General features: G+C 70.5%; 14 protein-coding genes. 6 read left to right on the forward strand and 8 right to left on the reverse strand.

Translation table 11 applies throughout. The annotated features are described in order from the left end of the window. Positions 1 to 58: 58 nt before the first annotated feature. Together AB0B90_RS29155 and AB0B90_RS29160 are read right to left on the reverse strand one after the other, a co-directional pair. Positions 59 to 604, reverse strand: a complete 546-nt coding sequence (locus AB0B90_RS29155; RefSeq protein WP_350947422.1) for an EF-hand domain-containing protein — start codon at positions 602 to 604, stop codon at positions 59 to 61. A 35-nt stretch (positions 605 to 639) separates the two neighbouring features. Continuing rightward, positions 640 to 1,521, reverse strand: coding sequence for a terpene synthase family protein (locus tag AB0B90_RS29160; RefSeq protein WP_350947423.1), 882 nt, complete (start codon positions 1,519 to 1,521; stop codon positions 640 to 642). 196 nt (positions 1,522 to 1,717) lie between these two features. Between AB0B90_RS29160 and glnA (AB0B90_RS29165) the strand changes: the two genes are divergently transcribed. Both glnA (AB0B90_RS29165) and AB0B90_RS29170 read left to right on the forward strand, forming a co-directional pair. After that, the gene (gene glnA / locus AB0B90_RS29165; protein ID WP_350947424.1) at positions 1,718 to 3,079 is read left to right on the forward strand and encodes a type I glutamate--ammonia ligase; all 1,362 of its coding nucleotides are present in this window, start codon (positions 1,718 to 1,720) and stop codon (positions 3,077 to 3,079) included. Between the two features lie 262 nt (positions 3,080 to 3,341). Next, positions 3,342 to 4,076, forward strand: a complete 735-nt coding sequence (locus AB0B90_RS29170) for a hotdog fold domain-containing protein (protein ID WP_362925814.1) — start codon at positions 3,342 to 3,344, stop codon at positions 4,074 to 4,076. A 45-nt stretch (positions 4,077 to 4,121) separates the two neighbouring features. Here the strand turns inward: AB0B90_RS29170 and AB0B90_RS29175 are convergent, their stop codons facing one another. Next, the gene (locus tag AB0B90_RS29175; protein WP_362925815.1) at positions 4,122 to 5,012 is read right to left on the reverse strand and encodes an alpha/beta hydrolase; all 891 of its coding nucleotides are present in this window, start codon (positions 5,010 to 5,012) and stop codon (positions 4,122 to 4,124) included. Positions 5,013 to 5,250: 238 nt separating this feature from the next. Here AB0B90_RS29175 and AB0B90_RS29180 point away from each other — a divergent pair, with 238 nt between their 5' ends. The 3 genes from AB0B90_RS29180 (at position 5,251) to AB0B90_RS29190 (ending at position 10,703) form a co-directional block, all read left to right on the forward strand. Next, positions 5,251 to 5,961, forward strand: coding sequence for a type 1 glutamine amidotransferase (locus tag AB0B90_RS29180; protein ID WP_362925816.1), 711 nt, complete (start codon positions 5,251 to 5,253; stop codon positions 5,959 to 5,961). Between the two features lie 258 nt (positions 5,962 to 6,219). Further along, positions 6,220 to 9,201: a bifunctional [glutamine synthetase] adenylyltransferase/[glutamine synthetase]-adenylyl-L-tyrosine phosphorylase gene (locus AB0B90_RS29185; RefSeq protein ID WP_350947505.1), complete on the forward strand. Its 2,982-nt coding sequence runs from the start codon at positions 6,220 to 6,222 to the stop codon at positions 9,199 to 9,201. A 284-nt stretch (positions 9,202 to 9,485) separates the two neighbouring features. Beyond that, a complete protein-coding gene (locus tag AB0B90_RS29190) occupies positions 9,486 to 10,703 on the forward strand; it encodes a hypothetical protein (RefSeq protein ID WP_362925817.1) in 1,218 nt (405 codons plus the stop codon). A gap of 24 nt (positions 10,704 to 10,727) precedes the next feature. Here AB0B90_RS29190 and AB0B90_RS29195 read toward each other — a convergent pair whose 3' ends face one another. The 5 genes from AB0B90_RS29195 to AB0B90_RS29215 form a co-directional block, all read right to left on the reverse strand. Further along, a complete protein-coding gene (locus AB0B90_RS29195; RefSeq protein ID WP_350947429.1) occupies positions 10,728 to 11,564 on the reverse strand; it encodes an LLM class flavin-dependent oxidoreductase in 837 nt (278 codons plus the stop codon). 160 nt (positions 11,565 to 11,724) lie between these two features. Beyond that, positions 11,725 to 12,336, reverse strand: a complete 612-nt coding sequence (locus AB0B90_RS29200; RefSeq protein WP_362925818.1) for an NlpC/P60 family protein — start codon at positions 12,334 to 12,336, stop codon at positions 11,725 to 11,727. A gap of 246 nt (positions 12,337 to 12,582) precedes the next feature. Continuing rightward, positions 12,583 to 12,786 carry a hypothetical protein gene (locus tag AB0B90_RS29205; protein ID WP_350947431.1) on the reverse strand — a complete coding sequence of 68 codons (204 nt, stop codon included), beginning with the start codon at positions 12,784 to 12,786 and terminating at the stop codon, positions 12,583 to 12,585. Between the two features lie 408 nt (positions 12,787 to 13,194). Next, entirely contained in the window at positions 13,195 to 14,619 is a 1,425-nt protein-coding gene (gene glnA / locus AB0B90_RS29210; RefSeq protein ID WP_350947432.1) for a type I glutamate--ammonia ligase, read from the reverse strand. A gap of 170 nt (positions 14,620 to 14,789) precedes the next feature. Then, positions 14,790 to 15,797, reverse strand: a complete 1,008-nt coding sequence (locus AB0B90_RS29215; protein WP_362925819.1) for a hypothetical protein — start codon at positions 15,795 to 15,797, stop codon at positions 14,790 to 14,792. A gap of 126 nt (positions 15,798 to 15,923) precedes the next feature. On the opposite strand from AB0B90_RS29215, the gene AB0B90_RS29220 reads away from it, so the two are divergent. Then, positions 15,924 to 16,385: an RDD family protein gene (locus AB0B90_RS29220; RefSeq protein WP_350947434.1), complete on the forward strand. Its 462-nt coding sequence runs from the start codon at positions 15,924 to 15,926 to the stop codon at positions 16,383 to 16,385. The last annotated feature ends 135 nt before the right edge of the window (positions 16,386 to 16,520 follow it).

Genomic DNA, 16,520 nt, shown 5'->3' on the forward strand with positions numbered 1-16,520 from the left:
GGCTGTGGGTGGGGACGGGGACGGGTCAGAGGATCGCCGAACGTCGGGATGAGGGCCACTAGAGCGGACCGAACAGCCAGTTGCCGACCACGTCGGGATCGGCGCTCGTGTAGAACTGCCGGGTCGCCTCGACCAGCTCGCCCACGGACACGACGCCGTCACCGTCGCCGTCGAGCCGCTCGAAGGTGGCCCGCACGTCCTCGCGCGGGGTGCCGAACGCGGCCATCATGATCCAGAACTCGTCCGGCCCCACGGCCCCGTCCCCGTCGGTGTCGCACAGCCCCGCCAACGCCTCGGCCGCGGGCGCGAACACCGTGTCGAACCGGTCCCCCTCGACGAACGCCGAGGTCATGCCGGCGCGGAACTCCTCGGACGAGATCACGCCGTCGCCGTCGGTGTCGATCTCCGCGGCGAGGGTCCGCCAGATCTCCTCGAAGCCCTGGGCGAGCCTGCTGCCGGCGTGGGAGGTCGGCGCCTCGCCGAAGCCGACGAGGATCCGGGCGCCGAGTCCGAGAAGGTCCTCGCGCTCGATCGATCCGTCGCCGTCGACGTCCATATGCCCGAAGGCACGGTCGAGCTTGTGGTTGAGGAGCGTGGTGCTCATCGCTTACTCCAGCATTACTCATCGAAGAAGAACGGTTACGCCAAGTGACGATAGCGAGGTGTTTCCAGCAGCCACTCCAGGTAGGCCCTCGGGATGGTCAAGAAAGCGCATGCCACCCGCGTCGCCTCGCGGCCGGCGGTGAAGCCCAGGTCGTGCCGCTCCACGAGCGCCGGGATCGCGCGGGCGGCCGTCCACAGCTCCTCCATGCGGGTGGCGACCCCGTCGATCTTCCACTCTTCCGCCCCGGAATTGGAGCGTTCCACAGAAATGGCGCCCGTATGGCCGGGTCCGGCCACCGCCTCCTCGCACCGGGCGGCCACCTCGCCGCTCACCTCGACGAGCGCCCGCCAGTGCGTGCTCCGCCACACCGGGGCGGGCACCTCCACCCCCAGGCAGGGCTCCACCAGATCGAACAGGTAGCGGCCGAAGGCGTCCACGGGCGACCGCGTACGATCCCCGGCCGAGGTCGTCCCGGGGGAGAGGAGCGCCTCGCGCTGGGCGGCGAGCCCGGCCGTGAACCGCTCGCGCCAGGCGTCGCCCATCTCCGGCGCGCACGCCGTCCACAGGCCGGAGAAGGCCCGCTCCAGCGGGGCCCGGCCCGGCTCGCCGCCCGCGGCCACGGCGAGGACCGGGGTGAGGGCCTCGGGAGTCCGCCGCAGGCACGACATCCAGGTCAGCCAGCGGGCGAGCCGCGTCACCGCGCCGGTTTCGCAACGGGCGAACGCCCGTCCGGCCAGCCGGGCGGCGGCGGGATCGGGGTCCAGGCCCGACGTGCGCGCCCAGTCGGAGGTCGCGGCCTCGACCAGGTGTATCGACGGGTGGACGGGGCAGGGCATCGCCAGCGCCGCGAGGCGTTCGGCGAGCCTGGCCGGTGGCGGGACCGCGTGCGGTGGTCGGTGGACCTCGGTACGCGTCATCGTCGTCTCCCCCCGGATCGGGTTCCCAGCGGCTCCGGTCGCACACTGTAAGAGGAGAGAGGGACGGGCGTGTGGAGGCGCGACGGTCCCTGTGCCACATCTCACCGTTCTTCCTCGTAACGTGTGCGAAACACTGAGAGGGCAAACTGGGAGACCACTAGGCGTGTTGCGGCACGTCGGCAATGAAGGAGAAGCCTTGGACCGCCAGCAGGAGTTCGTTCTCCGCACCCTTGAGGAGCGCGACATCCGGTTCATCCGGCTGTGGTTCACCGATGTGCTCGGGTTCCTGAAGTCGGTGGCCATCGCCCCGGCCGAGCTCGAAGGGGCCTTCGCCGAGGGCATCGGCTTCGACGGCTCGGCCATCGAGGGCTTCGCCCGGGTCTACGAGTCGGACATGCTCGCCAAGCCCGACCCGTCGACCTTCCAGATCCTTCCGTGGCGCAGCGAGACGCCGGGCGCGGCCCGGATGTTCTGCGACATCCTCATGCCGGACGGCTCGCCCTCGCACGCCGACCCGCGCTGGGTGCTCAAGCGCACCCTGGCGAAGGCCTCCGACATGGGCTTCAGCTTCTACACCCACCCGGAGATCGAGTTCTTCCTGCTGAAGAGCCGGCCGGAGGGCGCCGAGCGCCCCGAGCCGATCGACGGCGGCGGCTACTTCGACCACACCCCGCACAGCTCCGGCCACGACTTCCGGCGCAACGCGATCATGATGCTGGAGTCGATGGGCATCTCCGTCGAGTACAGCCACCACGAGGGCGGCCCCGGCCAGCAGGAGATCGACCTGCGCTACGCCGACGCGCTCACCACCGCCGACAACATCATGACCTTCCGCCTGGTGATGAAGGAGGTCGCGCTGGAGCAGGGCATCTGGGCGAGCTTCATGCCCAAGCCCTTCACCGAGTACCCCGGCTCGGGCATGCACACCCACATGTCGCTCTTCGAGGGCGACCGCAACGCCTTCTACGAGCCCGGTGCCGACTACCAGCTCTCCAAGATCGGCCGCTCCTTCATCGGTGGCCTGCTCACGCACGCCGCCGAGATCACCGCGGTCTGCAACCAGTGGGTCAACTCCTACAAGCGGCTGTGGGGCGGCGCCGAGGCGATCGCCGGAGCGGGCGGTGAGGCCCCGAGCTACGTCTCCTGGGGTCACAACAACCGCTCCGCCCTCGTCCGGGTGCCGATGTACAAGCCGCACAAGGGCGGCTCGACCCGCATCGAGTTCCGCTCGCTCGACTCCGCCTGCAACCCCTATCTCGCCTTCGCCGTGATCCTCGCGGCCGGGCTGAAGGGCATCGAGGAGGGTTACGAGATGCCCCCGGGTGCCGAGGACGACGTGTGGGCGCTCACCTCGGCCGAGCGCAGGGCACTGGGCATCCAGCCGCTGCCCCAGTCGCTCGACGAGGCGATCGCGGTCATGGAGCGCAGCGAGCTCGTCGCCGAGACCCTCGGCGAGCACGTCTTCGACTACTTCCTGCGCAACAAGCGCGCGGAGTGGAACGAATACCGCAGGCAGGTCACCGAATTCGAGCTCGGCCGCTACCTGCCGGTCCTCTGACCGCGGTCACGATCTCACGGGCCCGGTGGGCCTCCGGGGCGTCCGCCGTGCCCGTGAGGCATGCGCCCGGGATGCCCGCCGTGGTCGTCACGGCGGGCGATCCGGGAGCGCCCGCCGAACGTCATACCGGTGTTACTCGCGGCTAACGAGCGCGTCATCGAACCCGAGTTGGCTGTATGTACAAGCAGTCCGATAAAATCGGTCGGTCCAATTAACATGATTTATGAGGATCGATCGCCATAAAGGCGACAGGAGGTGCGGCATGACAATGACGTCCGAGCTGCAGACCGTGCTCACCGTTCCGGCGCGTTTCCGTGGTCCCGAGGGGTCCGCGAACGGCGGCTGGATCGCGGGCACGGTCTCGGAGGCGCTGCACGGCGCCCGGCACGACTCGGCCATCGAGGTCACGCTGCACGCACCCACGCCACTGGACACCGAGCTCTCCCTGCGCCACCTCGCCAACACCGCGACCCTCACCCACGGCGACAGGCTCCTCGTCGAGGCCGTCACGGTCGCCGAGGAGTTCGACGTCCCGGACTTCGTGCCCTTCACCGAGGCCGCGCGGGCCGAGGTCGGCTTCGCCGGTCTCGTCGAGCACGCCTTCCCCGGCTGCTTCGCGTGCGGCCTGCGCGCCCCCGGCGACGGCCTGCGGATCTTCCCGGGTCCCGTGCCCGGCACCGACCTGATCGCCGCCGGCTGGCGGGTCCCGATGACCATCACCGAGGCGGACGGCACCGTCCCCCACACGGTCGCCTGGGCCGCCCTCGACTGCCCCACCGGCTGGGCGCACTTCGGACCCGGCGAGTTCGCCCTGCTCGGCCGTCTGACCGTACGGATCCACCGCCGGGTCTACCCCGGAGGCATCTACTCCGTCGTGGCCCGCGCCACCGGCCGCGAGGGCCGCAAGCTCTTCGGCGAGAGCGCCGTCTACGAGGCCGACGGCACCCTGGTCGCCGCGGCCAAGGCCACCTGGATCACTCCCGCCAAGACCGGCTGACCCGGCCCCGGGCGGCGCGGGTCGGCGCGGGTCGGCGCCAGGGGCTCAGCGGGAGAGGTGCTTGGCGACCAGCGAGGCGCAGCGGTCGTCGAAGAGGATCGTGTAGTGGTTGCAGTCGTCGATCACCTCGTCCTCCAGCGCGGGCAGCCACCCGGTCCACGCGGCCGCCAGCTCGTCGGGCATGAAGCCGACCGGCTGGTTCAGCAGTCCGCGCGGGGCGCGCAGCAGGGACAGGGGCGAGGTGATCGCGCGCAGCGCGGCGTCGACCGTCTCGCCCTCGGTGAGCATCCACCGGCCGTCCTCGCGGACCGGTTCCCGCCGCACCCGCGAGCGCACCGTGCCCTCTGAGCCTTCTGTGCCCCCTGTGCCCTCCGGCCCCGACGCGTCGTAGCGGACGTACTCCTCCGCCTCCTCGGTCCATGCGTCGGCGAAGGCGGGGTGGGCCCTGAAGAAGTCCACGTACGCGTCGGCGTCGGGGAAGGTCTGGTCCAGCCGGGCGATGGCCGGGCCCAGCGTGGCCTCCAGCACCGCGTCGGGGTCGGCGCCGGGGGGCAGCGGTCTCGGGAGTCCGCCGTCGACCAGCACCACCCTGGCGTAGTCGTGCCCCGCGGCGGCGAGGGCCGCGACGTAGGCGCCCATCGAGTGACCGGTGAGCACGATGTCGGACTCGGCGCCCACGGACCGGGCGACGAGGTTCACGTCCTCGGCGTGCCTGGCCAGGCCGTACGGGCCCGGGAGCCCGGCACTGTGGCCGCGGCCCCGCAGGTCCATCGCGACCAGCGACCACTCGGCGGGAAGCCTGCGGGCGACGCCGGCCCAGGCCATGAGCGAGGCGGTGATGCCGTGCACCGCCACGATCACGCGGGACCCGGTGCCGAACCGGGCGACGCGCAACGCGCCGCCGGGGACCTCGACATCACTCAGGACGGGATTCATCGGTTCTCCTTGCGCGTGGAGCCTCGCCTTCGGTTCCGGCGGGGCTGATGCCAAGGTGGCGGGTACTCGCGTCCGAGGTCAATGTCTTCGCCGAACACAGGGCCGACAATACGGGCGGTGGTACGGGCTCGGCATACGGCCGGCGCACGGTCCACGTACGGGCGGCAGGGAGCGCGGTGATCTCGCATCTCCCTGCCGCTGTGACCGTCTCGTGCCCATGTCAACCCATAATTACGGTATGAGGATCACCGTCATCGAGCACGAGGCCGACGCGGGGCTCGGGTTCCTCGCCGGATGGCTGTCCGAGGCCGGGGCCGTCTGCGAGGTCGTCCGGCCCTACCTGGGCGAGGCGGTGCCCGAGCGGATCACCGGGGGACTGATCGTCCTCGGTGGCGAGGCGGCGGCCTGGGAGGACGAGAGGTGTCCGTGGCTGCCCGCCACCCGCGACCTGATCCGCGTCTGCGTCGAGCGGGGCGTGCCGACCCTGGGGATCTGCCTGGGGGCACAGCTCATGGCGCTCGCCTGCGGCGGTGCCGTCGGGCGCGGGGAGCACGGACTCGAGGTCGGCGTGACCGAGGTCGTCCCTCTTCCCGCGGCCGGAACGGATCGGCTGTTCGCCGGTCTCGGCCCCTCGCTCGCCGTGCAGTACCACCGCGACGCGATGACGGAGCTTCCCCCGGGCGCGGTTCCGCTCGCCACCGGCGACCCGTACCCCAACCAGGCGTACCGGCTGGGGGAGAACGCCTGGGCGGTGCAGTTCCACCCCGAGGCCACCCCGGAGATCTTCGTCGACTGGACGGCCGGATCGGCCGACACCCTGACCGGCCTGGGCCACTCGGTCGAGGAGCTGAACACGCGGGTGAAGGAGGCGAGGAACGACCTGGTCGGCGCGTGGAGACCTCTCGCCGAACGTTTCGCCGCCGTCGTCATCGCCGTCCAAACCGCGTGACTGCGCGATTACGTTCCGAATCCGCTAACGACGCCGCACAGTTTCAGGATTAACCTGTGCGGCGACGCTCCGAACGCTGGGATGCGGACCAGGGTGGGGACCCGGAAGCAGATGCACCGCCCCTCCCGGTTCGCCGGGGAAGCGAGGCCCATGCGAGTGTGGGAGCGTGCACCTTTGATCGCTCGGGGTAGGGATTGAGGAAGGGCACCCGTGCTTGTGATCGAGGACCATGGAGGGTCGGTGGAAACCGTGCCCCGGATGCAGACGACCGCCGGACGCCTGGCGAGACTCGGCTTCGCCGACGGTGCCAGGGCCGAGCGACTGCTCGACGAACTGGGACCGGAGGCCGTCGGCGACATCGACCTGCTGACCTCGCTGGTCGCCGCGGCCGATCCCGACCTGGCGCTCACCTCGCTGAACCGGCTGGCCGAACAGGATCCCAGCGTTCTTGGAGCGCTCCGGGCCGACCCCGGGATGCGCGAGCGGCTGATCGGCGTCTTCGGCGTCAGCGCCGCGCTCGGCGACCACGTCGTGAGGCACCCCGACCACTGGCGCACGCTCGGCGGGGCGTCGGCCGTGGAGCGTCCGACCGAGGATGAGCTCCGCTCCGAGCTGCTGCTCGCGGTCGGCGCCGAGCCGGACGAGCCCGAGCCGGTCGCCGTCGACGCCTCCACCGCCACCCTGTCTGCGCTGCGTGCCGCCTACCGGGGCCGCCTGCTCCATCTCGCCGCCCGCGACGTCACCGGGGTCGTCTCGCTCTCGGAGGTGACCGCCGAGCTGTCCGACCTGGCGGGGGCCGCGCTGGAGGCGGGACTCGCCGTCGCCAGGTCCGAGCACCCTGAGGCGGGGGCGGTGAGACTGGCGGTCATCGGCATGGGCAAGTGCGGGGCGCGCGAGCTCAACTACATCAGTGACGTCGACGTCATCTTCGTGGCCGAGCCGCGCGAGGGATCCGACAGCTCCCTCGACGAGCACGAGGCGATCAAACTCGCCACCCGGCTCGCCCAGGGCATGATGCGCGCCTGCTCGACCAGCACGCCGGAGGGCGCGCTGTGGGAGGTCGACGCGGCGCTGCGCCCGGAGGGCAAGGCCGGGCCGCTGGTCCGCACCCTCGCCAGCCACCTCGCCTACTACCGGCGCTGGGCGAAGACCTGGGAGTTCCAGGCGCTGCTGAAGGCGCGGCCGGTCGCGGGCGACACCGCACTCGGCGAGCAGTACGTCGCCGCGATGAACGAGATGGTCTGGCAGGCCGCCACCCGCGACAAGTTCGTCGAGGACGTCCAGGCCATGCGCCGCCGGGTGGAGGCCCACGTCCGCAGCGGCGAGGCCGACCGTCAGCTGAAGCTCGGGCCCGGTGGGTTGCGCGACATCGAGTTCGCGGTGCAGCTGCTCCAGCTCGTCCACGGCCGCCTCGACCCGCTGCTGCGCCGCAGGGCCACGCTGCCCGCGCTCGGTGCCCTCTCCCGCGGCGGCTACGTGGGCAGGGACGACGCCAAGGCTCTCGCCGAGGCGTACACCTTCCTGCGCCAGGTCGAGCACCTGATCCAGCTGCACCGGCTCCGCCGCACGCACGTGGTGCCCGAGGGCAACGCCGACCTGCGCCGCCTCGGCCGGAGCCTGGGCATGACCGCCGACCCGGTGGGGGAGTTCACCACCAGGTGGCGGCGGCACGCCATGGAGGCGAGGCGCCTGCACGAGAAGCTGTTCTACCGGCCGCTGCTGCAGGCCGTGGCCCGGCTGCCCGAGTCGGAGGACCGGCTCTCCACGGCCGCGGCCAAGGCCCGCCTCGAAGCCCTCGGCTACGCCGACCCCGGCGGGGCGCTGCGCCACATCAGCGCGCTGACCACGGGCGTCTCCCGCCGCGCCGCGATCCAGCGGACCCTGCTGCCGGTCATGCTCGGCTGGTTCGCCGACGCCCCCGACCCCGACGCCGGCCTGCTCGGCTTCCGCCAGGTCTCGGACAAGCTCGGCTCCACCCCCTGGTACCTGCGGCTGCTCCGCGACGAGACCGCCGTGGCGTCGCGCCTGGCCAAGATGCTCGGTACCAGCCGCTACGTGACGGGCCTGCTGATGAACGCCCCCGAGTCGGTCGCGATGCTCGGCTCGGACACGGAACTCGCCCCCAGACCCGTCGAGGCGGTGCTGTCCGAGGCGCGGACCGTGGTCGCCCGCCATCCGGGGGACGCCGAGGGCGCGGTGGCGGCGGTCAGGGCGCTGCGCCGCAGGGAACTGCTCCGCACGGCCGTCGCCGACCTCTCCGGGATCATCGGCATCGAGGAGGTCGGCCAGACGCTGTCCGGGCTCAACGACGTGACGATCCAGGCCGCGCTGGACGCCGCCATCGACAAGGTCGAGATGGAGCGCCGCACCCCGCTGGGCACGAGGTTCGCGGTGATCGCGATGGGTCGCCTGGGCGGGATCGAGTCCTCCTACGGCAGCGACGCCGACGTGATGTTCGTCCACTCGCCGCGCGAGGGCGTGTCCGAGCGCGAGGCCACCGAGACGGCGTTCGAGGTGGCCAACGAGCTGCGCCGCCTGCTCGCCCTGCCCGCCCCCGACCCGCCGCTGCTCATCGACCCCGGCCTGCGTCCCGAAGGCAAGGCGGGGCCGCTGGTCCGTACCCTCGCCTCCTACGCCGCCTACTACGAGCGGTGGTCGTCGCCGTGGGAGTCGCAGGCGCTGCTGCGGGCCCGCTTCTCCGCGGGGGACGCCGAACTCGGTATCGGGCTGCTGCATCTGGCCGACCCGCTGCGCTACCCGGAGGGGGGCATCTCCGACGCGGCCGTGCTGGAGATCCGCAGGCTCAAGGCGAGGATGGAGGCCGAACGCCTCCCGCGCGGCGCCGACCCCGCCCTGCACACCAAGCTCGGTCCCGGCGGGCTGTCCGACGTGGAGTGGGTGGCCCAGCTCATCCAGCTCCGCCATGCGGGACAGCGGCCGTCGCTGCGCACCACCCGCACCCTTGAGGCGCTGAGCGCGGCGGTCACGGAGGGCCTGCTGGCCGAGGCCGACGAGGCCGTGCTCGCCGAGGCATGGAGGTTCGCCTCGCGCATCCGCGACGCCATCGTCGCGGTGCGGGGACGCGCCTCCGACGCGATCCCGGTGGACGCCCGTGAGCGCACGCTCCTCGCCCGCGCGCTCGGCTACCCGCCCGACGGTACGGAGGACTTCGTGGACGACTACCGCCGCGCCACCCGCCGTGCCCGCCGGGTCGTGGAGCGCGTCTTCTACGAGGACTGATCCACCCGGTTCTCCGGGGCCTTCCGGTCCGGCTCCGGTCGGATCGGAAGGACCGGTCCCTCCGGGTGCCCTTTCCGAAGGCCGCTCTTCCCCGGTCCTCCCCGGCCTTTTCCGGAGGGCCGGTCTGTCCGGAGCTCCCGTGGGCCGGCGTGTTCGGTGCGGATCGGGGACCGGCCCGCACCGAAGGGGAGAACCGCTCGTTCGCGTGTTCCCCGATCACGAAAACCAACCTGTTTGAGTGATCGCGTTGCGCCGCCTGGGGCAGGCGTGTATCAACGGTCCGGGTGATCCATTTGATATCCGTTTACATTGATCTGGCCATCGGCCTGATCCTCGCCTTCCTGCTCCTGTCGCTCCTGGTGAGCGGGATCAACGAGGCCTTCGTCCGGCTGCTCGGGATCCGCAGCAAGTTCCTGTGGGCCTACCTCAGGGACACCCTGGACGGCTCGGAGGACGGCAGGTCGTGGATCCCGTCGAAGATCGCCGACGTCTTCGCGAAGCTGCCCTTCTCCAGGGACGATCCGCGCCCGGTGCACAGCTCCGACCCCGCGCCCTCGGTCGTCGAGCCGATGCGGGTCGACCCCGCGGCCGTCCTCGCCGCGGAGCAGGCCAGGGAGAAGGTCTCGGCGGAGATCGCCGAGGGGATCGCCCTGGGGGAGGCCACCGGGGAGGCGGGTACCGGATCCCCCGGCCCCTCCGATCCTTCTGGTTCGTCCGACTTCCCGACGGACGGGAGGCCGGAACCGTCGGTCGACATGACCGCGCGGCTGTACGAGCGGCTCCAGGAGATCGACCACCCCAAGGGCTCCCGCACCAGCATCGCCAACATCCCGCCCGCGCGGTTCTCCGGCGCGGTGATGGAACTGGTCGCCGCCGAGGAGGGGGGGATCGACGGCCTGCTCGCGAAGCTGGAGGCGATCAACAGCCCCCTCGCGGGTCACCTCAAGGGAGTCTGGGAGGGCGCGCAGCGGGATCTGCCGAGGTTCCGCAAGGGGGTCGAGGACTGGTTCAACGGGGAGATGCAGCGCCTGTCCACGCTCTACGCCCGCTACGTCAAGTGGGTGGTCTTCGCGCTGGGAGTGGTCCTGACGCTGGCGTTCAGCATGGACGCGCTGGAGTACGGCAAGACCCTGCTGCGCGACAACGCCTACCGCGCGGGGGTGAGCGCCATCGCGGGCGGCGACGACGGCTACACGGCCCTCAAGGACAAGTGCGCGGGCAGCGAGGCCGGCCTCGCCGAGCCGTACCAGTGCGTGACCGAGTCCCTCAGCTCCCCGGCGCTGGTCAAGATCTTCGACCACGCGATCGTGAGCATCACGATCCCGCCCGACGGCTCCGCCGACCCGTCCTTCAACTGGAACGGCGAAGCCTGGTGGGATCGGCTCATCACCCCCGGGCACTGGCCCGGCTACCTGCTCACCATGGTCGCGCTGCTGTTCGGCGCCTCGTTCTGGTGGGACGTCCTGCGCCGCCTCACCGGCGTACGGGGCAGTCGTTCCTAGCCTCGGTCGTGCCGCTGTCCGGCGCTAGCGGAGCTCGGCCAGCAGAAGATCGACCTGGGGGAGCGGGTCGGGTCCGAACGGGCGGACCACGACGGTGCGGGCACCCGCCTCCCACAGTGACCTGACCTGGTCGGCCGCCTCCTCGGCGGAACCCACCGCCATCACCACCTCGTCGGGGGCGACTTTCAGGAACCCGGCGGACCCCTCGGCCAGGGCGGTGACCGTCGCGGCGTCGTCGCCGATGTAGAGGTTGACGAAGACCACCATCTCGTGATCATCTTCACCGGTCAGCTTCAGGGCCTCCTCGATCTGCCGGGGGCCGACGCCCTCGGGCAGGATCGTGCCCTGCGCCACCCGTCCCGACAGCTCCAGCGAGCGGGGCCGCAGCACCCCGGCCAGCACCGGCGGCACGACGGCGGGAGGATGTACCAGACGCACCCCGTCGAGCCGCACCGCCCTGCCCTCCAGGGTGACCGTCTCACCGCGCAGCAGCCCGCGTACCGCCGTGATCGTCTCCCCGAGCAGCGCGAGCGGGGAGGGGGCGAGGGCACCCACCTGGCGCATCCAGTCCTGGACGCCGTGCCCGATGCCGGCCGCGAGCCGGCCGGGGTGCAGGCGGGCCAGGTTGCCCAGTTCCATGGCGAGCAGTGCCGGGTTGCGCAGGGGAGCGGGGGTGATCCCGATGCCCACCCGCAGGCGCTCGGTGACGGCGAGCGCGGTGGCCGCGGACGAGATCGCCCCGGTCCAGCCGAGATCCTCCACCACCCAGACGTCGTCCACCTCGGCCGCGTCCAGATGGCGGCAGAAGGGGACGAGCGACTCGGGGGGAAGGTCGCGGTCGAACATGACACCCAGACGCATGTCTCTCCTACGGTCGATGTCTTTCCGGTGTGGAAGGCCGGGGATTCCGCCGTGCGGTTTTCACGGCAGCCCCCTTGTAGGGCATTCTCCTGTTTCCACGAGACCCTGCTGTTTTCAGGGCGGCGCTGTTTTCCGGGCGGCTCGTTCTCTGGAGGGTGGCTCAGAGGGGTCCCGAGTAGCGGAAGTAGCCCGCGAGGTCGTCGAGGGCCGCGACGCGATCGACCCGAACCTCGGTCCCGGTCCTTCGCGCATTGATCATCTTGCCCTGTCCGATGTAGACGCCGACATGGTGGGTGCGGACCTTGCGCTTACCGACCTTGCCGTAGAAGACGAGGTCACCCGGCTTGGCGACGGCGGCGGGGACCCTCTTGAGCCGCTTCACGTGGTCGTCGGTGTTGCCGGGCCCCAGGACGTCGCGCCCGTAGGCGAGGTGGTAGACCCAGCGGGTGAGACCGGAGCAGTCCAGGCCGAGGGTCCGGGTGGCCGGGCAGGGCTTGATCGCCCCCGTGTAGCCCCGGCAGGTGCCGAAGGAGGGGCCCGGCTCCTCGCCGTGACCGCCGCCCCAGGAGTACGGGATCGCGCCGCCCCACCAGCCGGGTTGGTGTGATCCGGCCTCGATCGCGTACGCGATGGCGGTGATCCGGTTGAGGGCGGCCGGCAGGGTCGGTGTCGAGGCGCTCAGCAGCAGAAGCATTCCCAGCAGCGCGGCCGTCGCGGCCTGCCGCCGGTGCCCGAGAAGATCGCGAAGTCGGTGAGGGGCGCCCGCTGTCACGTCACCTCGCCTGTTTTATCCGCATAAGTCACGACCAGTCTGCCCAACAACCCGGCCTCGCGCGTCTCATGAGGGCTTCCGGAAGGCTCTTCGCCCGCTCACCTCCCCGGATGATCCGCGGACACCGATCGGGGAGCGCCCGGCACACCGCGACCCGCGTGCCGGGCACGCGGGTCGCGGTGAGGTGGGCGGCGTCGTTCGCCGCTCCGGTATCGGTCTGTGCTGGTGGACGTTGGCCGGTGTCGGTCAGTTGCCGTCCCCGTCGTTGTCGACACCGCCGTCGTCGTCCATACCGCCGTCGTCGTCCACACCGGGTCCGGTCGTGTTGACCACATCAGGGCTGTCATCCCTGTCGTTGTCACCGTCGCCCCCGCAACCGCCGACCAGGCCGACGAGCGCCGTCATCGCCGCCGCGGCGATGGCCGCCTTCCGTATGGACTGAGCAAGCATGCGCAACCTCCAGATAGTGATCACCGACCGGACTCGTTCACCGCCCGGCTCACCCCCTCTGTCCCATTTGTCGGCGATCTAACGACGGAAAGGCCCGCTTCTTGATCGTGAGGACTACAGGAGGCGCATCATGGCCGGGCTGCTGAAGCCCGCTGCGGAGGACGCGATAGGCCCGGAGGTGTCGAAGTCCGGTCCCGGAGAGGCGTCGAAGCCCGGATGCGACAGGTGACGCAACATGACGCGCCGTCCTCCAATGGCTCTGTCGCCCAGGTCCGGTGCGGGGGGCACATGCCGAAAGGCCGCCGAACGTCCCCTCGGTGGAGGGGCGGTCGGCGGCCTTTCGTGGGAGGCCCGAATGCCCTGACGGCTCAACCGGCCGGCGTTTATGCAGGTCGGAAGATCAGCGGCTCAGACGTCGTAGTAGAGCTCGAACTCGTGGGGGTGCGGGCGCAGGCGGATCGGGTCGATCTCGTTCTCGCGCTTGTAGGCGATCCAGGTCTCGATCAGGTCCGGCGTGAAGACGCCGCCCTCCAGGAGGTACTCGTGGTCGGCCTCCAGGGCCGCGAGCACGTCCGACAGGGTGCCGGGAACCTGCGGGATGTTGCGGGCCTCCTCCGGGGGAAGCTCGTAGAGGTCCTTGTCGACCGGCTCGACCGGCTCGATCTTGTTGCGGATGCCGTCGATGCCCGCCATGAGCTGGGCGGCGAAGGCGAAGTAGGGGTTGCAGGAGGGGTCGGGGACCCGGAACTCGATGCGCTTGGCCTTCGGGTTGGAGCCCGTGATCGGGATGCGGATGCACGCCGAGCGGTTGCGCTGGGAGTAGACCAGGTTGACCGGGGCCTCGTAGCCGGGCACCAGGCGGTGGTAGGAGTTGACCGTCGGGTTGGTGAACGCCAGCAGCGACGGGGCGTGCTTGAGCAGGCCGCCGATGTAGTAGCGGGCGGTGTCGGACAGGCCCGCGTAGCCGACCTCGTCGTAGAAGAGCGGCTCGCCGTCCTTCCAGAGCGACTGGTGGCAGTGCATGCCCGAGCCGTTGTCACCGAAGATCGGCTTGGGCATGAAGGTGACCGTGTGGCCGTGCTCCAGGGCCGTGCTCTTGACGATGTACTTGTACAGCATCATGGTGTCGGCGGCCTTGAGCAGCGTGTTGAAGCGGAAGTCGATCTCCGCCTGGCCGGCCGTGCCCACCTCGTGGTGCTGCATCTCGACGTCGATCCCGGCGTCGATGAGCTTGCGGACCATCTCCGAACGCAGGTCGGTGAAGTGGTCCATCGGCGGGACCGGGAAGTAGCCGCCCTTGAAGCGCGGCTTGTAACCGAGGTTGCCGCCGTCCTGGGCCTTGCCGCTGTTCCAGGCGCCCTCGATCGAGTCGATGTGGTAGTAGCTCGAGTGGGCGTTGGTCTCGAACCGGACGTCGTCGAAGATGTAGAACTCGGCCTCGGGGCCGAAGTAGATCGTGTCGGCGATGCCGGTGCCCTTGAGATACTCCTCCGCCTTGCGGGCGACGTTGCGCGGGTCGCGGCTGTAGGCCTCGCCCGTCAGCGGGTCGTGCACGAAGAAGTTGATGTTGAGCGTCTTGTGCTGCCTGAACGGGTCGAGCACGGCCGTGGACGGGTCGGGCAGCAGCAGCATGTCCGACTCGTGGATGGCCTGGAATCCGCGGATCGACGATCCGTCGAACATCAGGCCGTCGGTGAAGACGGCGGCTCCGAAGTTCTCCGAGGGGAACGTGAAGTGGTGCGTCGTCCCCGGCAGGTCGGTGAACCTGACATCAACGAACTGCACCCCTTCGTCCTTGATGAACTTCAGGACGTCGTCGGCGGAGTTGAACACGCGAACCTCCCATGGGACGGGCTAACAGGACCGAAAGTATGCCTGTGCCGTTACCGCCCCGTGTCTCGTTTGTTTCACCCGTGTTAAGCGAAAGTCGCCTCCACGCTAGTTCTCGGACCTCGCGTGGACGGGTATACGGAAGGTTTCCTTTGCCCGGTTTTGCCGGATTTTCACGTGTCCGACTTCAGAGGGCTGCACTCCTCGTTCGTCTCCTCCTCCTGTGAGTAGGCGTCCACGGCCTTCGCGCCGGCCTTCAGTGTCAGGTCGGCGGGCGAGTCCGGATAGAACGGGTGTACGAAGGTGTCGTCGACATCGCACCGCGCCGGGGCCACTCCTCCGCCGTTCCAGTCGACGATCCAGAGGCGCAGCCGATCGTCCACCCGCCACACGTCCAGTGTGCCGAGGTTGTGCGCGACGAGCCTGGTGAGGGTCTCCGGCCGGCCAGGCCGCTGGATCGCGTACACGAACAGGTAGTTGACCTTGATCCGGACGCGAACGAACCCGTCCTCCTTGAAGGTGGTGAACCGGGTTTTGCCGTTGACCTTGAAGGTCTCGCTGGCCAGTTCCGCGCTCTTCGGAGCCAGGCTGGTCACCCACCTCCGGCTCTCGTACCCCTTTTTCCCGTCAGGGCGCTTGAGTCCCTTGACGAAGGGCGCGCGCTGCTCGGGGTCCAGCAGTCGGATCAGCGCGTTCGGCCTGCCGCCCAGCAGCACCTTGCGGTCCAGGTGCGAGGCGATCAGGAGTTTTCTCGCGTGGCGAAGGGCCGTCGACACCTCTTTGCGGCTCAGCCCGCCGAGCGCCCGAGCTTTCGGCATGACCAGCCCCTTGGCGCCGTCGGCGTAATCCTGGGCGGGGGAGCCGTGGAAGGGGGAGACGTCCGCCGCTTTCGCCTGCTCAGGGCTCTGGGCCGTCGGGGCGGTGCCGAAGTCCGCGAACCCCGCGAAGACCGAGGCGCGGACGCCCTCGACGACGTCTGGCCGGTAGACGACGAACCCCCCGGCCGCCGCCACCAGGACGGCGACGGCGATCGCCGCCCTCCGCCGCCTGCGGGCCCGCCTGAGACGGGGCTGCCGCGCCCACTCCTGTTCTGCGATCTTGGTCATCCGCTTGCGTTCCCGCGCGCTGATCTGGTCCGTGAGCGTCTTGAACCGCTGGTCGATGTCGTCGTTGTCAGGCACGGGGGGCTCCGGGGGGAAATGTGCTTGTTGAGATACCGACGCATATGATCCATGGCTTTCGCCTGGTCTCGCCAGTCGTTCCGGGCGAGTACGAGGGCGGTACCCGGGGCGGATACCGTTGGGACCATGAGCAGCAAGCAGCCGCGTTGGACCCAGACCTGGCTCGGTGGCGTCCGGTCGGCCGGAGTCGATCTCGGCTACCCGGGGGAGCGGCTCGGGATGCCCGAGGAGGGCAGCGGCGCGGTGGCCGGATTCGGCCGCAGAATCGGCGCCATCATGGTCGACTGGCTGATCTGCACCTGGGCCATCACCCAGGGTCTCCTGCGGATCGACGCCGCCGCGACGCCCTGGGTGCCGGTCCTGATCCTCGCCGTCGAATACCTCCTGCTGGTGGGCACCATGGGGATGACCTTCGGGATGCGCCTGTTCGGCATCCGGGTCGCCGCGCTCGGCGGCGGCGCCCCCGGGTTCGTCTCGGTGCTCGCGCGGACCTTCCTGCTCTGCCTCGCCGTGCCCGCCCTCGTCTGGGACCGCGACCAGCGCGGCCTGCACGACCGTGCGGCGAACACCGTGGTCGTACGCCTCTGAGCCGGCCCGCGCCCGGCTTCCTTCCCCCTTCTCCGCTCTCCCGTTCCCGGTGCTCGTTCCCGGCCCCCGGTGCGGGCCGAGACCGCCGATTCCTTTTCCGCCCGGCGGTCGTCATACCGTGGGCGCCCGCGCAGG

It is taken from the genome of Streptosporangium sp. NPDC049078 (assembly GCF_040648855.1).
GTDB lineage: Bacteria > Actinomycetota > Actinomycetes > Streptosporangiales > Streptosporangiaceae > Streptosporangium.